Origin of the sequence: Clostridium sardiniense (assembly GCF_050584765.1) — a bacterium.
Taxonomy (GTDB): Bacteria; Bacillota; Clostridia; order Clostridiales; family Clostridiaceae; genus Clostridium; species Clostridium sardiniense_A.
On sequence record NZ_JBNOOR010000002.1, the window covers coordinates 380431 to 396619 of the forward strand.

13 protein-coding genes are annotated in these 16189 nt (G+C 30.0%); 5 read left to right on the top strand and 8 right to left on the bottom strand.

What is annotated here, in order from left to right; all coding sequences use genetic code 11:
- Window positions 1-4 precede the first annotated feature (4 nt).
- Together ACQPUW_RS11495 and ACQPUW_RS11500 are read left to right on the top strand one after the other, a co-directional pair.
- Window positions 5-1258 carry an ABC transporter substrate-binding protein gene (locus ACQPUW_RS11495; RefSeq protein WP_430837640.1) on the top strand — a complete coding sequence of 418 codons (1254 nt, stop codon included), beginning with the start codon at window positions 5-7 and terminating at the stop codon, window positions 1256-1258.
- 85 nt (window positions 1259-1343) lie between these two features.
- Entirely contained in the window at window positions 1344-2858 is a 1515-nt protein-coding gene (locus tag ACQPUW_RS11500) for a bifunctional metallophosphatase/5'-nucleotidase (RefSeq protein ID WP_430837641.1), read from the top strand.
- A gap of 288 nt (window positions 2859-3146) precedes the next feature.
- Here the strand turns inward: ACQPUW_RS11500 and hdhA are convergent, their stop codons facing one another.
- The 3 genes from hdhA to ACQPUW_RS11515 are packed head-to-tail and all read right to left on the bottom strand — an operon-like array spanning window position 3147 to window position 6076.
- On the bottom strand, window positions 3147-3935 hold the full coding sequence (gene hdhA / locus ACQPUW_RS11505) for a 7alpha-hydroxysteroid dehydrogenase (RefSeq protein ID WP_430837642.1): 789 nt from the start codon (window positions 3933-3935) through the stop codon (window positions 3147-3149).
- 43 nt (window positions 3936-3978) lie between these two features.
- Window positions 3979-4764 carry a 7beta-hydroxysteroid dehydrogenase gene (hdhB, locus tag ACQPUW_RS11510; protein ID WP_430837643.1) on the bottom strand — a complete coding sequence of 262 codons (786 nt, stop codon included), beginning with the start codon at window positions 4762-4764 and terminating at the stop codon, window positions 3979-3981.
- A gap of 55 nt (window positions 4765-4819) precedes the next feature.
- The gene (locus ACQPUW_RS11515; RefSeq protein ID WP_430837644.1) at window positions 4820-6076 is read right to left on the bottom strand and encodes an MFS transporter; all 1257 of its coding nucleotides are present in this window, start codon (window positions 6074-6076) and stop codon (window positions 4820-4822) included.
- A gap of 240 nt (window positions 6077-6316) precedes the next feature.
- On the opposite strand from ACQPUW_RS11515, the gene ACQPUW_RS11520 reads away from it, so the two are divergent.
- The 3 genes from ACQPUW_RS11520 (at window position 6317) to ACQPUW_RS11530 (ending at window position 10117) form a co-directional block, all read left to right on the top strand.
- Entirely contained in the window at window positions 6317-7015 is a 699-nt protein-coding gene (locus tag ACQPUW_RS11520; protein WP_430838087.1) for a response regulator transcription factor, read from the top strand.
- On the top strand, window positions 7005-8405 hold the full coding sequence (locus ACQPUW_RS11525; protein ID WP_430837645.1) for a sensor histidine kinase: 1401 nt from the start codon (window positions 7005-7007) through the stop codon (window positions 8403-8405). The genes ACQPUW_RS11520 and ACQPUW_RS11525 overlap by 11 nt, the downstream gene beginning before the upstream one ends.
- 365 nt (window positions 8406-8770) lie before the next feature.
- Window positions 8771-10117, top strand: coding sequence for a B12-binding domain-containing radical SAM protein (locus ACQPUW_RS11530; RefSeq protein ID WP_430837646.1), 1347 nt, complete (start codon window positions 8771-8773; stop codon window positions 10115-10117).
- A 231-nt stretch (window positions 10118-10348) separates the two neighbouring features.
- Here the strand turns inward: ACQPUW_RS11530 and ACQPUW_RS11535 are convergent, their stop codons facing one another.
- The 5 genes from ACQPUW_RS11535 to ACQPUW_RS11555 form a co-directional block, all read right to left on the bottom strand.
- Window positions 10349-10876, bottom strand: coding sequence for a putative immunity protein (locus ACQPUW_RS11535; protein WP_430837647.1), 528 nt, complete (start codon window positions 10874-10876; stop codon window positions 10349-10351).
- An 87-nt stretch (window positions 10877-10963) separates the two neighbouring features.
- Window positions 10964-11410: an NAD(+)--rifampin ADP-ribosyltransferase gene (arr, locus tag ACQPUW_RS11540; RefSeq protein ID WP_430837648.1), complete on the bottom strand. Its 447-nt coding sequence runs from the start codon at window positions 11408-11410 to the stop codon at window positions 10964-10966.
- 407 nt (window positions 11411-11817) lie between these two features.
- The gene (locus ACQPUW_RS11545) at window positions 11818-12837 is read right to left on the bottom strand and encodes a threonine aldolase family protein (RefSeq protein WP_430837649.1); all 1020 of its coding nucleotides are present in this window, start codon (window positions 12835-12837) and stop codon (window positions 11818-11820) included.
- Between the two features lie 792 nt (window positions 12838-13629).
- Entirely contained in the window at window positions 13630-15417 is a 1788-nt protein-coding gene (locus tag ACQPUW_RS11550; RefSeq protein WP_430837650.1) for an ABC transporter ATP-binding protein, read from the bottom strand.
- On the bottom strand, window positions 15417-16034 hold the full coding sequence (locus tag ACQPUW_RS11555) for a MarR family winged helix-turn-helix transcriptional regulator (protein ID WP_430837651.1): 618 nt from the start codon (window positions 16032-16034) through the stop codon (window positions 15417-15419). The genes ACQPUW_RS11550 and ACQPUW_RS11555 overlap by 1 nt, the downstream gene beginning before the upstream one ends.
- Between the last annotated feature and the right edge of the window lie 155 nt (window positions 16035-16189).

Below are 16189 nucleotides of genomic sequence, written 5' to 3' on the forward strand. Positions count from 1 at the left end.
AATTATGAAACTTAAAAAAATATTACCTTTAATGCTATCGTTAGGATTACTTACTGGCTGTGCTAGTACTGGAGGTAGCGGGAATGAAGAAATAGTAACAGAAATTAAGGAACCAGTTGAAATAACATTCTGGCATGCAATGAATGGAGAGCAAGAAAAATCTCTTCAAAATCTAACAGAAAAGTTTACATCTGAAAATCCAAACATTAAGGTAACACTACAAAACCAATCAAGTTACCCAGACTTACAACAAAAAATAACTTCAACTGTTTCAAGTCCAAAGGATCTACCAACACTGACTCAAGCATATCCTGACTGGATGTTAAATGCTATTTCAGATAATTTAGTTGTTGATTTAGGTCAATATATAAATAATGAAACACTTAAATTTGATAATTACGATGATATCCTGCCAAGCCTTAGAGAAGCAACAACTATAGATGGCAAAACATACGGAATACCTTTTAATAAATCAACAGAAGTTATTTGGTACAACAAAACATTATTAGATGAATTAAAATTAAAAGTACCAACAACTTACGAAGAATTTGTTAATGTTTCTAAGACAATAAAAGAAAAGAAAGGTATAGCAGGAGCTGGATTTGATTCATTAAATACTTACTATACTACTTTCATAAAGAATGAAGGACAAACTTTTGATCCTAAATTTGATGTAACTAGCGAAGCTTCAGTTAAAGCTGCTGACTATTACTTAAATGGTATAAAAGAAGGATACTTCAGAATAGCTGGAACAGATAAATATCTATCAGGACCATTTGCAAATGAAACTGTTGGTATGTACGTTGGTTCAATGGCTGGAGAAAGCTTTGTTAAATTAGGAGTTGGCGATAAGTTTGAAGTTGGTGCTGCTCCATATCCTGCAAAATCTTCTATCCAACAAGGTACTGATTTATACGTATTCCAAAATGCGACACCTGAACAAAGAACTGCAGCATATGAATACTTAAAATTCTTAACTACTAAAGAAAATCAAATAACTTGGGCTAAAGAAACTGGATATATGCCAATTAGAAAGAGTGCTATTGAATCAGATGAATATAAGAATTCTGGAAGCTTAACAGCTAAGATCTTATCAGATGCAACTAAAAACTTATATGTAATGCCTGTTGTACCTGGTGCTGATAGTGCATTCCGTGAAATAAACACAGTATTAGAAGGTATATTATCTGACAATAACTCAGACGTAAATAAAAAGTTAGAAGAATTTAAAACTACTTTAAGTTCAACTTGGGAATAAAAGAATTATAATATAAATAAAAAGGTGTCTTAAATGTAGTTTTTAAGTCACCTTTTTTATTAAATTTTACTAAAGGAGAAATTTTATGAAACTTGCTATATATCAAACAAGCGACCTACATGGATTTGTATATCCAACTAATTATGTAACTGATCAAAATCTTGGGATTCTTAAAATCGGAAGCTATATTCTTAAAGATGAGAAAAATTATGATGCATCATTAAAGATTGATTGCGGAGACTTAATCCAAGGATCAGTACTTACAAATTATTTATCTAGAAAAGATTTTAAAAGTAATCCTATAATACAAGGATTAGAGAAAATAAATTATGATGCTTATGTATTAGGAAATCATGAATTTAATTACGGCTTAGACTACCTAACTAATTCATATACTGAAGTTTCAGATAAGGTTATAAATGCTAATATTAAAGGCCTATCCTTTGATACAAAGCCATATAAAATATTTGATTTTAATGGATTTAAGATTGGATGTATTGGACTTACAACATCATTTATACCAAACTGGGAAAATGAAAATAATATCAAAAACATAGAATTTTTAGATCCTGTAGATATGTATGCAAAATATGAAAAGGAATTAAAAGAAAGTTCTGATTTAATTGTTGTATGTTATCATGGTGGATTTGAAAGAAGCTTAGATGATCATATGCTTCCAACTGAAAGCTTAACTAAAGAAAATCAAGGAAGTGAATTACTAGAAGAGTTTGATTCAATTGATATCATTTTAAGTGGTCATCAACATCGTTCATTTATAACTAAAGTAAAAGGAGTTATTTGTTCTCAACCACTTAATAATGGACAAACTTTTACTAAGATTATCCTAGATACTGACACAAAAGAACTGACTTATGAATTAGTAGATGTTAAATTGCTAAATGATGATATAGATGAAAGCTTAGAAAAAATATTTACAAGCGTTCAAGGTGATTTAAAAGACTTTTTAGATACTGAAATTGGACATTTAGATAAAGATATAATTATTGATGATATTTTCTTAGCTAGATTAAAAGGACATCCTTTTATTAATTTATTACATCAAATTCAACTTGATATTTCTGATGCTGACTTCTCTGCCCTTTCATTATTTGACTGTGCAATAGGATTTAAGAAGGATATAACTATTAAAGATGTACTAATTAATTATCCTTATGCAAATACTTTAAAAGTTTTAAAGATTAAAGGAGCTCAATTAAAAAAGGCTATTGAAAAAAGTGCTACATACTTTGTTGCTACAGATAATGAGGTACATATAAGTAAGGACTTCCTTCTTCCAAAGGTACAAAATTATAACTACGACACATACGGTGGTCTAACATATGAAATAGATTTATCAAAGGAATTTGGAGATAGAGTTGTTTCTATGAAGAAGAATGATGAAGTAATTAAGATGGATGATTACTATACTATAGTTTTAAGTAATTATAGAGCTAGCAATACCTCTGTTTACCCAGCTTATGAGAATGCTGAAGCCTTAAAGGAAATTAATCTAGATATGAGTGAAATCATAATGGATTATTTGCAAAAGAAAGATAAAATTGATTTAGTTGATGAAAGTAATTATATAGTTAAGTATTAATTTAATACTATATTTACATGGACTGTAGCGGAATTTGTGTAAAGCAAATTTACCTACAGTCTTTTTTGTATACTGTACTAGAACAGTTGGAATAATATCCTTAAAAGTTTTAAGGATGATTTCAAATGAATAAAGAAATTAATTATAAAAAAGAATTTAAAAACTAATTAAATAAAAGCCTCTCCTACTTATGATATTCTTATCTGCATCATATTTGAGTGAGGCTTTTTTATTCATTACACTACTTCCACCTTGTAACTCTGCTATAAAATATTTGGCAAAGATAATTTATCTTGGACAATACTCTGAGTATTGAGGAGTTCCTAATGCAAAGCCTCCTGCAACCTCATGAATCATTCCTGTTACATAACCTGAATCATCACAAGCATAGTATAAAACTGCATTTGCTATATCCTCTGGTCTTCCTACTCTATTTAGCGGAACATGTCCTAAAAATGAATCTCTAAATTCATCAGTCATATTTTCTAGGGCTGCTCTAGTTCCTATTAAACCAGGTAATACTGCATTACATCTGATATTCTTTCTTGCATATTGTAATGCTATGTTTTGAGTTAAAGAATTTATAGCTGCTTTTGACACACAATAAGCTATTCTTGATATATCTGGAACAACTGATCCTATAGTTGAGATATTAACTATGCTTCCACCGCCTACTTTTTCCATATGTGGTATAGCAGCTTTTGCTGGTAAGTATACACTTTGAACGTTATCTTTTAATATTCTAAAGAATTCATCTGTATCTCCAGCAGTTAAGTTCTTATCTAACTTAACATTTGTTCCACCGTAGTTATTAACTAATATATCTATCCTGCCTTCAGCTTCAGCAACTTTTTCTACCATTGAAGTGTAAGTTTCTTCTTCCCTAGCATTAAAGTAAACAAACTTAGCTACTCCACCTTGCTTTTTTATATCTGCTATAACTTCATTAGCTAATTCCTCTGAACGTGCTGCTAGATATACTAAAGCACCTTCTTTTGCTAATGCTTCTGCAGATGCACGTCCTATTCCTCTAGTAGATGATGTTACTATTGCGACTTTTCCTTCTAATCTTTTCATTATGTTCACTCCTTAAATAATCTATCTATTACAAATATAAGTTTTATGCCATATGATCAAACATTTTTCCTAGTTTTGCAATTAAGTCATTTCTATCCATTGCATTATTTTCCTTCATTTTTTCTCTATTTAACTCTCCAGCTAAATAAGTGAATTTCTTTCCTAATTGTTCAAATCCATCTTTTATAACATCTTCTGGATACATTGCTGCTGCAACCGCCTTAGGATCTGATGGCTTATTTTTTAACCAAGTAGGTGTGATTGTTGAACCAGCTGATAAAAGCATTACATCAACATTAGTATTTGCACATTCGTAAGCAACTCCTTCTGTTACTGTCATCATATAAGCTTTTTCTGCTGCATATTCTGCACAGAATGGTAATGATGTCCATCCTGATAAAGATCCTATTGTTATGAATGCACCTCTATCTCTTTCTTTGAATTCACCTACATAGTGATGTAATAATTTTGAGAATGTTCTTATATTAACTCTATACATTTGTTCATATTTAGAGTAGTCAACTTTATTATATTGTCCCATTGCATGTAAGCATGCAACATACTCAATGACTCCCATATCTAAATCTTTAGTTGCTTCTATTAATTTTTCTGCAGCATCATATTCAGATAAATCTTGTGGTAATACTCTGATTTCATTTCCTGTTTCTTCATGTATTTCCTTAGCTAACTCTTCTAATGCTTCTTTTCTTCTTCCAACTAAAATAACATCCATTCCTCTTTTAGCTAATTCGAAAGCACTAGCTTTACCTATTCCTTCTGTTGCTCCTAAAACAATTCCCCATTGTCCATATTTTTCTCTAAAATTCATATCTAAATCCTCCTAAATTCATAGTAATTTATTAAGTAATCAAGATAAGTAATACTTATCTTGCTGCTTTCCTTTTATTTGCAATGTTAATTGCTACTAAGAATGTACCAAAAGTTATAACTAATAATACGATAAATATCATCCAAGTTATTTTATATTCTCCAGTAATATCAAAGATAAATCCTGATAATGTAGGTCCTATAGCACCCCCAAGCTGGAAGAACATCATAACTACACCTAATACTGTTCCATAGTCCTTTTTACCAAACATTTCACTTGTTAAATATGATGGTCCCATTGCTGCTATAGCTGCAAACATACCAAACAATACTGCAAATACTACTGCAAAAGTTGAAACTTTACCTAATAGCAAACATATTATTGCCATTACCATGAACATTCCAACAGTAGCCATCCCTTTTTTTAATCCAGCTTTCTCTAGTAATGCTCCTATTAATACGTTAGAAACTATACCTACAATTGCAACAATTGAAGTTACTGTAGATGCAAAACTAGCACTATGACCTATACTTTGCATATAACTTGGAATATGCATTTGTACTCCTGCAAATACTACCCCTAGCAAAATTATTGCTGCTATAAATATCCAAAATATATTTGTACCCATAGCTTCTTTTAATGTATATCCTTGCGCTTCCTTTTTAGGTGCTGTTTTAGATTTTGCTTTTGCTAAGTTTTCCTCATAACCATATGGAAACTGCCCCTTATCTGCTGGTTTTCCTTTAATTACAAATAATGAAACTAATACTGTTATTACTAACATAATTCCACCTAGGATAAAGTAACACTTTTCATATCCTATAGTTGGTATTAAATTAGAAATTATTAATATAGTTAAAAATGATCCTACATTCCCTCCTGCAAAAGCTATCCCTGTAGCTACGCCCTTCTTCTTTGATGGGAACCAGTTAGTAATTATATTCGAAATTGGAATTTGAGTGATTCCTGTAGCTGACACCCCAACTATTGCAGCCAATATGTAAAATTGCCATAATTCAGTTGCTAGTCCAAATGCACCAAATGCTATTGATACTATCCCACCACTTATAGCCATAACATATCTAATATCATACTTTTTCAATAATTTACCCATTACTGGTGATGTTAACGCTGTTGCTATTGCCACAATTGTAAACACTAATGAGAATTGAGTTGCTGAGAATCCTAATGCCTCTGTAACTGGCTTAAGAAATATTGAATGTGCTAAAAATATTACTGCAAAAGGCATTGCCATTATAAAGAATGATCCCGTGGCAACTTTCCATCCATAAAACCCTTTTTTATTTTCCATTGTTATTTCCCCCACTTTGTGATTTCTTTTATTAAATATTTAAAAGTTCTTGTTAGATTGTTTTTATTCTATCTAACTAGCTACGGCAAAACAAACGAATAACTGTGGCAACTTTGTGGCATTTACATATCTTTTTAATAATCAATAAAGTAGGTGACTAATTCATGATTTTACTCTTTATAATATGCTATAATTATGTTTAACAAATTTATGCAATTTAGAGGTGATATATTGAAAAAGATGATATATTTAGTCGATGATGAAGAAAATATATGTGCACTTATAAAATCATTTCTTGAAAAGGATGGCTTTATAGTAAAATCATTTAATATAGGTTCAGATTTACTTCAGGAGTTTTATAAGACTCCCGCTGATTTAGTTATTTTGGATGTAATGTTACAGGATATTGATGGAATAACAATTTGTTCTTTACTTCGTAAATTAAGCTCTGTACCAATAATTATTGTTTCTGCACTTGGTAGTGAAATTGATAAAGTAACAGCTATTAATATTGGCTGTGATGACTATATAACTAAACCATTCTCACCACTAGAGCTATTAGCAAGAATTAAAGCTATTTTTAGAAGAATTGATCTTGATCAAGTAGATAAAACAAGCCCTGCTAATTTAACTTTTGGTAATCTAATAATTGATGAAAAGAAACGTATAGCTACTATCGATGGTGAAGAAATCAATTTTACACCTACAGAACTGTCACTTATAATTTACCTTATTAAAAACTCTGATCGTGCTATAAGTAGACATGAACTCCTAAGAAAAATATGGAACTTTAATTCAGATACTATAGATACTAGAGCAACAGATGATACTGTAAAAAGACTAAGAAAAAAATTATTATTATTTAATGCTAATATAACTATTCAAACTTTGAGAGGATATGGTTTTAGAATTATACAAAATGATAGCTATGAAAAATAAACCAGTAAGTATAAGATACAAGATTCTTAGTTTCTTATTAATAGTATCAATATTATCCTCATTTATAATTTACATCCTTTTTAAATTAGCAGTATCTCCTGATATTGAAATGTATATTAATACTAACCTACTAGATTTAACAAATACAATTGAAAGTAAATATAATCAGGATGTTATTGATAAAGACATGTCTCCTGAAGAAAAATTTAAGGATTTAATTGATATATTGAGTAATGAAATTAATGATTCTAAATTAATGTCTGGTATTCATATAGCATTATTTAATAGTTCCTCTAAGGTCTTGTACCCACATGATAATATTACATCTGACCTAACTAATGATTTATTAAATCAAGCTTTTACTTCAATAGACTTTAAAAATCAAAGTAATAAAAATAAGATTTTAAAACTTTACTCAAATAATAATAGTTATTATGCTTCAATAATTAGAACTGATATTTATAAAGAGGACTATCTATTAATATATCTATCTAAAGATATAATTGACTCTTTTCTTAAGCCACTTGATTATACAATGATAATAATTTTAGCTTTAACAACCTTAATATCTATAGTTCTCTCTCATTTTATGGCTATATCTTTATCAAATCCTATTAAGGAGCTTTCTAATATTACAAGAGATATTGCAAATGGACATTATAAACCATTAAAAGATGATAATAATATAAAAGAAATCATTGATCTTAATGAAAACATAAACCATATGGTTTCTAAACTTGAAAAATATTATTCATCTCAAAAGACGGCTTTTCAAAATGCTTCACATGAATTAAGGACTCCTTTAATGTCTATTCAAGGATATGCTGAAGGAATTAAATATGATGTGTTTGATGATTTAGATACTCCAACTGATATTATTATAGCTGAGAGCAAGAGGCTTAATGCAATAGTAGAACGTCTTTTAGAACTTTCAAAATTAGATACTTATGATTTTGAATTGAATTTAGAATACTTAAATTTATATGATGTGCTTAAAGATTATTCAAATAGATTAGTAGGCTTAACATATAAAAATGATTTAGAAATTTTAATTGATTGCTCTAAAAACATTCTAATACATACTGATGAGTATTTATTATCTAAAGTTATTCTAAATCTGTTATCTAACTGTTTAAGATATGCAAATAAAGTTGTTATCATATCTGTCGAGTTAGATGATTCTTATATAAATATAAAGATAACTGATGATGGCAAAGGTTTTGATGAAGACGATTTGGAAAACATGTTTTCTAGATTCTATAAAGGTAAGGGTGGAAAATTCGGCTTAGGATTACCTATAGCTAAATCTGCAATTACTTATATTAATGGAGAAATTAGTGCTAATAATACTGATATTGGTGCTCAATTCACTATTAGGCTTCCATTGTAAAAAATAAATAGGCTAAAGATATTTTAAAATATCTTTAGCCTATTTTTAATATCCATTCCTTCATGCATTAATGCCCACGCTATTTCCATTTACATTCAATATATAAATTTATTATATTACTTAGAGTTAACTCCAAATCAAGAAGAAACTACTTTTATTGCTTTTTAATACTTTTTTATTGTTTTGCAATAAAAAATAATGTAATATTTATATTAATAAACAATTTAGTCAAAGACTTTTATAAAACCAGTTTTAATATCCTTTTAAAGTTAATAAGCATGCTACTTTAATGCAAAACTAGTTTTCTAACAATAAAATTTATCAATAACCAATTATTACCTCTCTCATGAAAGGAACGAGTTTTTATGATTATTAAACTAATACAACTTAAAATGAATAAACGACCTATGGATACAGATTTAAAGATTAGAATGTCTCCATCATTGGGACTTCTCACAATAGCTAATATTTTTAATAAGGATCATACTGTTCTTATTGAAAATGAAAATATTAGAGATATAAACTTTAATGAAAAGGTTGATGTTGTTGGAATAACAGTCACAGTTGATGTTTTGCCACGCGCTATCAGCATAGCTAAAAAATATCGAGAAATGAATATTCCCGTAGTAGTAGGCGGAATTCATATTACAGCAGTTCCAGAAAAATATTTAGAATATTTTGATGTAATATCTGTAGGAATGGCTGAAACAACATGGCCTGATATTATTAAAGATTTAGAAAATAAGAAACTTAAAAAAATCTATTATTGTAATACTAAGATTAATGGAAGTACTATAGTGTCACCAGCCTATAACTTAATAAATAAAAAAGACTATTTATATAGCAATATAGTTAGTACAAGCAGAGGCTGTCCTTTTAAATGCGATTTCTGTTATAACAGCTGTAATACTTATAGTAATTTTTATGTTAATAGACCCATAGAAGATGTTATTAGAGATATAAAGACAATTGGTAAAAAACATATTATGTTTATTGATGATAACTTTATTGGAAATCCTCAATGGACTAGAGAATTTTTGAGAGCTATAAAGCCATTAAAAATAAAATGGAATGCAGCAGTATCAGCTAATATTTCTAATATGCCAGATCTTTTAGATGAAATGGCTGAAACTGGATGCAAAAGCTTATTTATAGGCTTTGAAAGCATAAACAAAGAATCCTTAAATAATGTTCACAAAAAACAAAACAATGTTGAACAATTTGAAAAATTAGTATCAGAACTTCATAAGAGGGAAATTATGATTAATGCTAGTTTTGTTTTTGGATTAGATGGTGATGATAAAAACACCTTTAAGACTACCTTGCAATGGATAGTAGACAATAAAATTGAAACCGTAACATCGCATATCTTAACTCCTTATCCTGGAACAAATCTGTATAATCAAATGTTGAAGTCAGGAAGAATTATTGACTTTGATTTATCAAAATACAATACAGCAAATGTTGTTTTTATGCCTAAAAATATGACACAAGAAGAATTATATAATGGTTATATTAATATCTATAAAGAGATTTATAGTTTTAAAAATATAATAAAAAGATTGCCTAAAAGTAAGAAACAAATCATGCCCTATCTTGCCTTTAATATTTTATATCGTAAATTTGGAAGATTTTCAGAAAAAATATGCAAATTTATAAGCTTCGAAAAAGTCGGACAGGCCGGAGAATGGTTATCATATAAAATGAAATAATGATTTTTATAGTGTCTTATGAAGATTATATAAATACTGCTACTGAATTAGTTAGTAAATGCAGTTATGATACTCTATAATTTCGCAGATAATTTTCCTATAAAAGTACAAATTGAAATCTAAATTAATCTGATTAATGATATTTAAATAATTACTAATTGAATATAACATAAGCCAATGATACTTTAATATCATTGGCTTACTTTTAATCTCTTAAATTAATTTTTATATTTAGCAATTCCAATTTATTTTTGCTGTATTAGGCTCATCTATTATAGAAACTTTACGTAAAGCCTCCTCCATGCTTTTACACTCTCTTGCTGCAATTTCATCATAAACTTCGACCTTCTCATTAACACCAATAGACGAATATGCTATGGCTGCAGTACCGTAAAATGCAAGTCCTAAAGAACTCGTTACAGTATTAATTGTTGTCGTTGTTGCTCCAATTGCCCTAGCTGCGGCTTGTGCAGCTGGATTTCCTTCTGCTTCTCTTGCAGCTATTTGAGCTTCCTTAATAATTTTCTTTGCCTCTGTTAATTTTATATTTCCTTCTAGCCATTCATTAGATGCATTCAATGCATTTTTTAAACGAGAATCATGAGGATAATCTTTTTCATAAATAGGTAGAATATGCTCCCTTGCATATTCATTACACCAGTTTACAATTGTATTTTTGCTTTGTGTTTCTATTAATCTCATAAGAGAAACGATATATGGTGAATCTGCTTTTCCAAGCATTTTTCGTACTTTAGCCATAATAACCCCTTTTCCTTAAATATATTTTTTAAATTTTTATTTACCTCATTGTTATATACTCATTTTTAGTAGTACTTAATATAGTTTTTACTCATTAATAGCTTCAATTCCCTGTTCCTTAGCCTTAATTACATTATCTTTCATATTTTTAAGCACTTCTGGTGAATGCCCTTTCCATTCACTTATTTCACCAATTACTTTCAATGGAAAGCGTGTACGATAAGAACGTGTAGGATTCCCTGGGAACTTTTTATCAGTCAAATTAGGGTCATTTTCAAATTCACCAGTAGGTTCAACTATATATATTCTTTCATCGCTATCACCAAATGCTAGCTCTGCTCCCCAAATGGCTGCATCTAAAGTTGCTGTCATATAAACAAAATTAGCTTTGTTGCCTTTACCATAATTAGATGAAAATCCTATTTCAATTAAATCTCCTATTTCAAGGTTAGCCTTCGTTCCATGATAAAAAGGTCCTTTATCTAAAATTATATCTGAGTTATTTTTGATAGGTGCTTTGTTTTCAATACTCATATAAAGTCTCCTCGTCTTTTTATTATAGTTACATTATCTTAATATATATAAAGCGAAAAATATAGACTTATATTTCCACTTTATACATGCTATAATTAAGTTAGAAAGAGATGTTTACTAAATAGGAGTGACTTCTCTTTTTTTGTATACTTTTTTATATTTACTGGTTACTTTACAAGTTATCTCATAATATTCAATTGTCCAAATTTAGTAAAAACCTCATTTACTTGTGGTCCGGTTCTCCGTATCAGTTATAAGTGATATAGTTTTTCTGTTTTTATAATAAAGTACCTTCTTTTCTTATTTTAAAATCTATTTTTAATACATAAAAGGACTTACCTGTATCTGTAAGTCCTTTTTGGTACATTTTATATCTTACAATATATTAGATTCTATATTGGGCTACATTAATTTTTTAAATCATCTATAAAATCTCTAACCTTAATTTCTTGTGTTGCCCAAGAAGTTACAAGGCGAATAGCCGAATTATTATCATCAACTTTTTCCCAAATATGAAATGAATACTTTTCTTGAAGTTTTTCAATCAAAGTATTAGGTAGTATTGGAAATATTTGATTAGAAGGTGAATGTGTTAAAAATGAATATCCTGCTTTACTAATCTCATCTTTCAATATACTAGCCATTTTGTTAGCATGTTTTGCTAAATCAAAGTATAGGTTATCTTTGAATAGTTCTGCAAACTGTATTCCAAGTAATCTACCTTTCGCAAGTAGAGCTCCCTTTTGCTTAATGCTGAATCTGAACTCTTCCTTAAGTGAATCTCTACATATTACAAGTGCTTCTCCCATTAATGCACCATTTTTAGTTCCACCTATGTAAAATGCATCTGCATATTTTCCTAAATCTGAAAGTTCCATATCATTCTCTTCTGAACATAGTGCTGAGCCTAGTCTTGCACCATCAACATATAGGATTAAATTCTTCTCTTTACAGAAAATACCTAGATTTTCGAGTTCGCTTTTACTATAAATTGAGCCTATCTCTGTAGGATTAGAAATATAAACAAGTTTTGGTTTTACCATATGTTCATCTGCATGTAACTCTAAAATAGGATTTATATGCTTAGGGCATAGTTTTCCATCTTCTACTTCTATAGAAATAACTTTATGACCTGTAGCCTCAATAGCCCCAGTCTCATGGACTAAAATGTGTCCTGTATTTGCTGCTATTGCTGCCTCGTGAGGTCTTAGGAAAGCAGAGATTGCCGTTAGATTTGTTTGTGTGCCTCCTGGAAATAAGTGTATATCTATATCCTCGCGTCCTATTTTTTGTTTCAATAGTTCAATGGCTTGTTTTGTATATGGATCCTCTCCATACCCTTCAACTTGTTCCATGTTGCCCTCTATCAAAGCAGTCAATATCCTTGGGTGTGCTCCTTCGCTATAATCATTCTTAAAACTATACATTATAAACTCCCTCTCTTTTAACTTGCATTGTAGTCATACATAAATCACATAAGATATTACTATTATTTTCCTATTTAATATATTATTTTCATCATAAATTATAGGATAATACGTTTAACTACAAAATATTTTTATTGCTTTAGTTATAGCTTATTATAAAAGAAAAATAAGCTTTTGTTTGATATACAATACTTTTGTACTTTATATTGAATTCTATATGTTTATTGATATTTTTTCAAGCATTTAAAAATAAATAATAAAGAGGGGTTTTTTACCATATATCTATTCTTGCTTAAGACACAAAAAATCCTGATAGCACTACATTAGTATTGCCAAGGATATGCTTAGTGCAGGATAGCAGAGCCATAATCTGCTCTCATTATCCAATTTTAGTAAAAATATCATTTATATGAAACTCTTCTCTCATTCTCTCGCTGAGTAAGTTCGCCTTAGCCAAATCGAAGATTTGGAGGCTTACTTATGGTACGGTTCTCCGTAATAAGTAAGGTTAATTATTTAATAAAGTAATATATAAATACTCTACATAAATCTGCCCTTCATTATTAAATTCAAGAAAAAAGAAATTTATAGAAATACATACCTTACCTTCGAAGAAGATAATATAGCAATATTTAAATACATTAAAGGCTGGTATAATAGAAAAAAGGCTACACTCTTCTATTAATTACATGACTCCACATCAATATGAATTATTAGCTAAAAGTGTAGCATAAAAAAGTTTGACTTTTTGTGTCTAAGATATTGGCATAGGGCCACTCATGGATTATTCTCCTACCTCGTTAAAATCGGAGTTTCAACTCTGAATTGTTCACTCACATACTTCGCATAAGTTTCGTGGCTTTCTACAAGCTCATCATGCGTTCCGCTACCAGTGATTTTCCCCTTTTCTAAGAAATAGATTTTATCACTGTCAACAATTGTGGCAAGTCTATGTGCAATTACAAGTGTTGTTCTACCCTTCATTAAATTCGTAAGAGCACTTTGCACCATCATTTCTGATTCGCTATCAAGACTTGCAGTTGCTTCATCAAGCATTAAAATTTTAGGATTACGTAAGAACGCACGAGCTATGGCAATTCTCTGACGTTGACCACCAGAAATCTTCACACCTCTTTCGCCAACTTCTGTTAATAAGCCATCGGGCATTTCTTCTACAAATTTACGAGCATACGCCAATTCCAATACTTCCCACAATTCATTATCACTAAAATTTTTATCTAATCCATAAGTCAGATTTTCACGAATCGTTCCTGCCATGATGGCACTGTCTTGAGAAACGAAACCGATTTGACTGCGATAATTTGTTAAATTAATATCTTTAATATCGGTATCTCCAAACTTAATGGTTCCACTAGTTGGATCGTAGAATCTTTCAAGCAAACTAAAGATTGTTGATTTACCACCACCAGATGGTCCTGCAAAAGCAATAATCTGACTAGGTTTCGCCTCAAAAGATACATCTGTCAAAATCATTTCATCTTTTTCATAAGAGAAATTTACGTTTTCAACTTTCAAATTCTTACCACTCAAATCAATAATTTTTCCCGCTTGTAAATCCTCAGGTTCTTCATCAAGCAATTCTTGAACACGTTTAGTTGAACCAGCAGCTTTCGCCATTTCTGTAAACAATGTAGCTACGCTTGGTAATGCACCAATTAAGTTAAATAGATACATCAAAAAGCTCATCAATGTCCCAATTTCCATCTCACCTATAGCAATTCTATGCATACCATATGCAAGCAATCCAAAAATCATGCTCATCATAACCATCATCATAATTGGTTGCATGGTTGCATCAAAAACTGCCTCTTTCTTACCAACTTTAAAAAGTCTATCTACTTCCTTATTTGCACGAAATTGTACCTGTTTTTCAGCATTTGATGTTTTCACTAAGCGAATCTCGCTTAATGTTTCACTGGCAACCCCATTAAATTCAGCTAGTGCATCTTGTCTCATATGCCCAACTTTCGTTCCAAAACTAAATATCGGGAACATAATAATTAGCACTATAGGAACAACTACAAGCATGGCCACACACATATGCCAATCCATACGGATCATCATATATACAGAACCTAATATCAAGATAATGCTTGATAGTGTTTGTGGAAATGTAGTTGCAAGTAATTGCTTCACTTGTGATGTGTCATTTACTAGACGACTTGAAATTTCACCTGCTTTTACTGTATCAAAGTATTTCACTTTAAGTGTTACCAATTTAAGCCAGAGATTTTTCCTTAGATTTTGAATTATATTTTCTCCAAAAATCCCTAATATTGTTCCCGCAATAGCTGAAATAATCGCTGCAGCCACAAAAAGACATACAACCTTTACTAATAAAGTATAATCTATACCTTTTGAGAAGTTATTGACTAACGATGATGCTAATTTTGGTACGTAAATTTGTACACTAGATGAAATAAGTAATAACAAACTTCCAATAACTAATAGATAATATTTTGGTCTTGTTGTTTTAATCAGTTTGGCAAATTGTTTTAAAGAGAACTTTGTTCCGTCTTTACGAATATCTCCGCCACCTGCTGCTCTTCCGTCATCCATTATTTGTGCTCCCTTCCAAAGAATCTACTATCTCCACCGAATCTACCATGAAAACCTCCGCCAAAGCCTCTATGTACATCATTCCCGAACCCGCTACGCTCTAACATTTGTTCTCTAGCACGACCAAAATGAGCAGATATTTTACTGAAATGTTTCCAACGTTTATCATCACCAAAAATCTCATTTAACTTTTCATTAAATTCATCACTCGAGATATTTTCATTAATGCGGTTTAAATATTTATCAAGCGTTTCTAACTCCTCTTCAGTGAAGTCTTTAAACATTTCATCTTTCAAACCTGAAGAAATTTTTCCTTGATCATTGATACTTTCTCTACCTTTATCGGTTAATTCTACAAAAGTAACACGTGCATCATTTTCTGATTTCACACGATTAGCAGTCCCCGCTTCTTCTAATTTTTTAATTATTTGCGTAACACTAGAAGGTTTGATATCCAAGTATTCGGCGATACGGCCAGCAGTAACATTTTCTTCTTTTTCTAGTAATCTTAGCGTTTCAAAAGCATTGTCAGACTTTTCTTCTACTTGATTTGCAAAAATCAGAAACGGCTGATATGTAATCTCCATTAATTTATTTAATATATTATTCTTATTCATGTGATTAACCTCCACAATAATTTATTTAGTTTGTATATTAGCTAACAAAATAAATTGTAACCTCATTTATTTTGTTTGTCAATAATTAAACTAAATAAATTAAATTTCACTTATTATAAGTTTTATAATTAATTAGGCAATATTTTATATTAAAT

Bases quoted from the DNA above. Each gene is read 5' to 3' on its own strand.
- ACQPUW_RS11495 (WP_430837640.1), top strand. From the start codon at position 5: ATGAAACTTAAAAAAATATTACCTTTAATGCTATCGTTAGGATTACTT.
- ACQPUW_RS11500 (WP_430837641.1), top strand. From the start codon at position 1,344: ATGAAACTTGCTATATATCAAACAAGCGACCTACATGGATTTGTATAT.
- hdhA (WP_430837642.1), bottom strand. From the start codon at position 3,935: ATGAAAAGATTAGAAGGAAAAGTCGCAATAGTAACATCATCTACTAGA.
- hdhB (WP_430837643.1), bottom strand. From the start codon at position 4,764: ATGAATTTTAGAGAAAAATATGGACAATGGGGAATTGTTTTAGGAGCA.
- ACQPUW_RS11515 (WP_430837644.1), bottom strand. From the start codon at position 6,076: ATGGAAAATAAAAAAGGGTTTTATGGATGGAAAGTTGCCACGGGATCA.
- ACQPUW_RS11520 (WP_430838087.1), top strand. From the start codon at position 6,317: ATGATATATTTAGTCGATGATGAAGAAAATATATGTGCACTTATAAAA.
- ACQPUW_RS11525 (WP_430837645.1), top strand. From the start codon at position 7,005: ATGAAAAATAAACCAGTAAGTATAAGATACAAGATTCTTAGTTTCTTA.
- ACQPUW_RS11530 (WP_430837646.1), top strand. From the start codon at position 8,771: ATGATTATTAAACTAATACAACTTAAAATGAATAAACGACCTATGGAT.
- ACQPUW_RS11535 (WP_430837647.1), bottom strand. From the start codon at position 10,876: ATGGCTAAAGTACGAAAAATGCTTGGAAAAGCAGATTCACCATATATC.
- arr (WP_430837648.1), bottom strand. From the start codon at position 11,410: ATGAGTATTGAAAACAAAGCACCTATCAAAAATAACTCAGATATAATT.
- ACQPUW_RS11545 (WP_430837649.1), bottom strand. From the start codon at position 12,837: ATGTATAGTTTTAAGAATGATTATAGCGAAGGAGCACACCCAAGGATA.
- ACQPUW_RS11550 (WP_430837650.1), bottom strand. From the start codon at position 15,417: ATGGATGACGGAAGAGCAGCAGGTGGCGGAGATATTCGTAAAGACGGA.
- ACQPUW_RS11555 (WP_430837651.1), bottom strand. From the start codon at position 16,034: ATGAATAAGAATAATATATTAAATAAATTAATGGAGATTACATATCAG.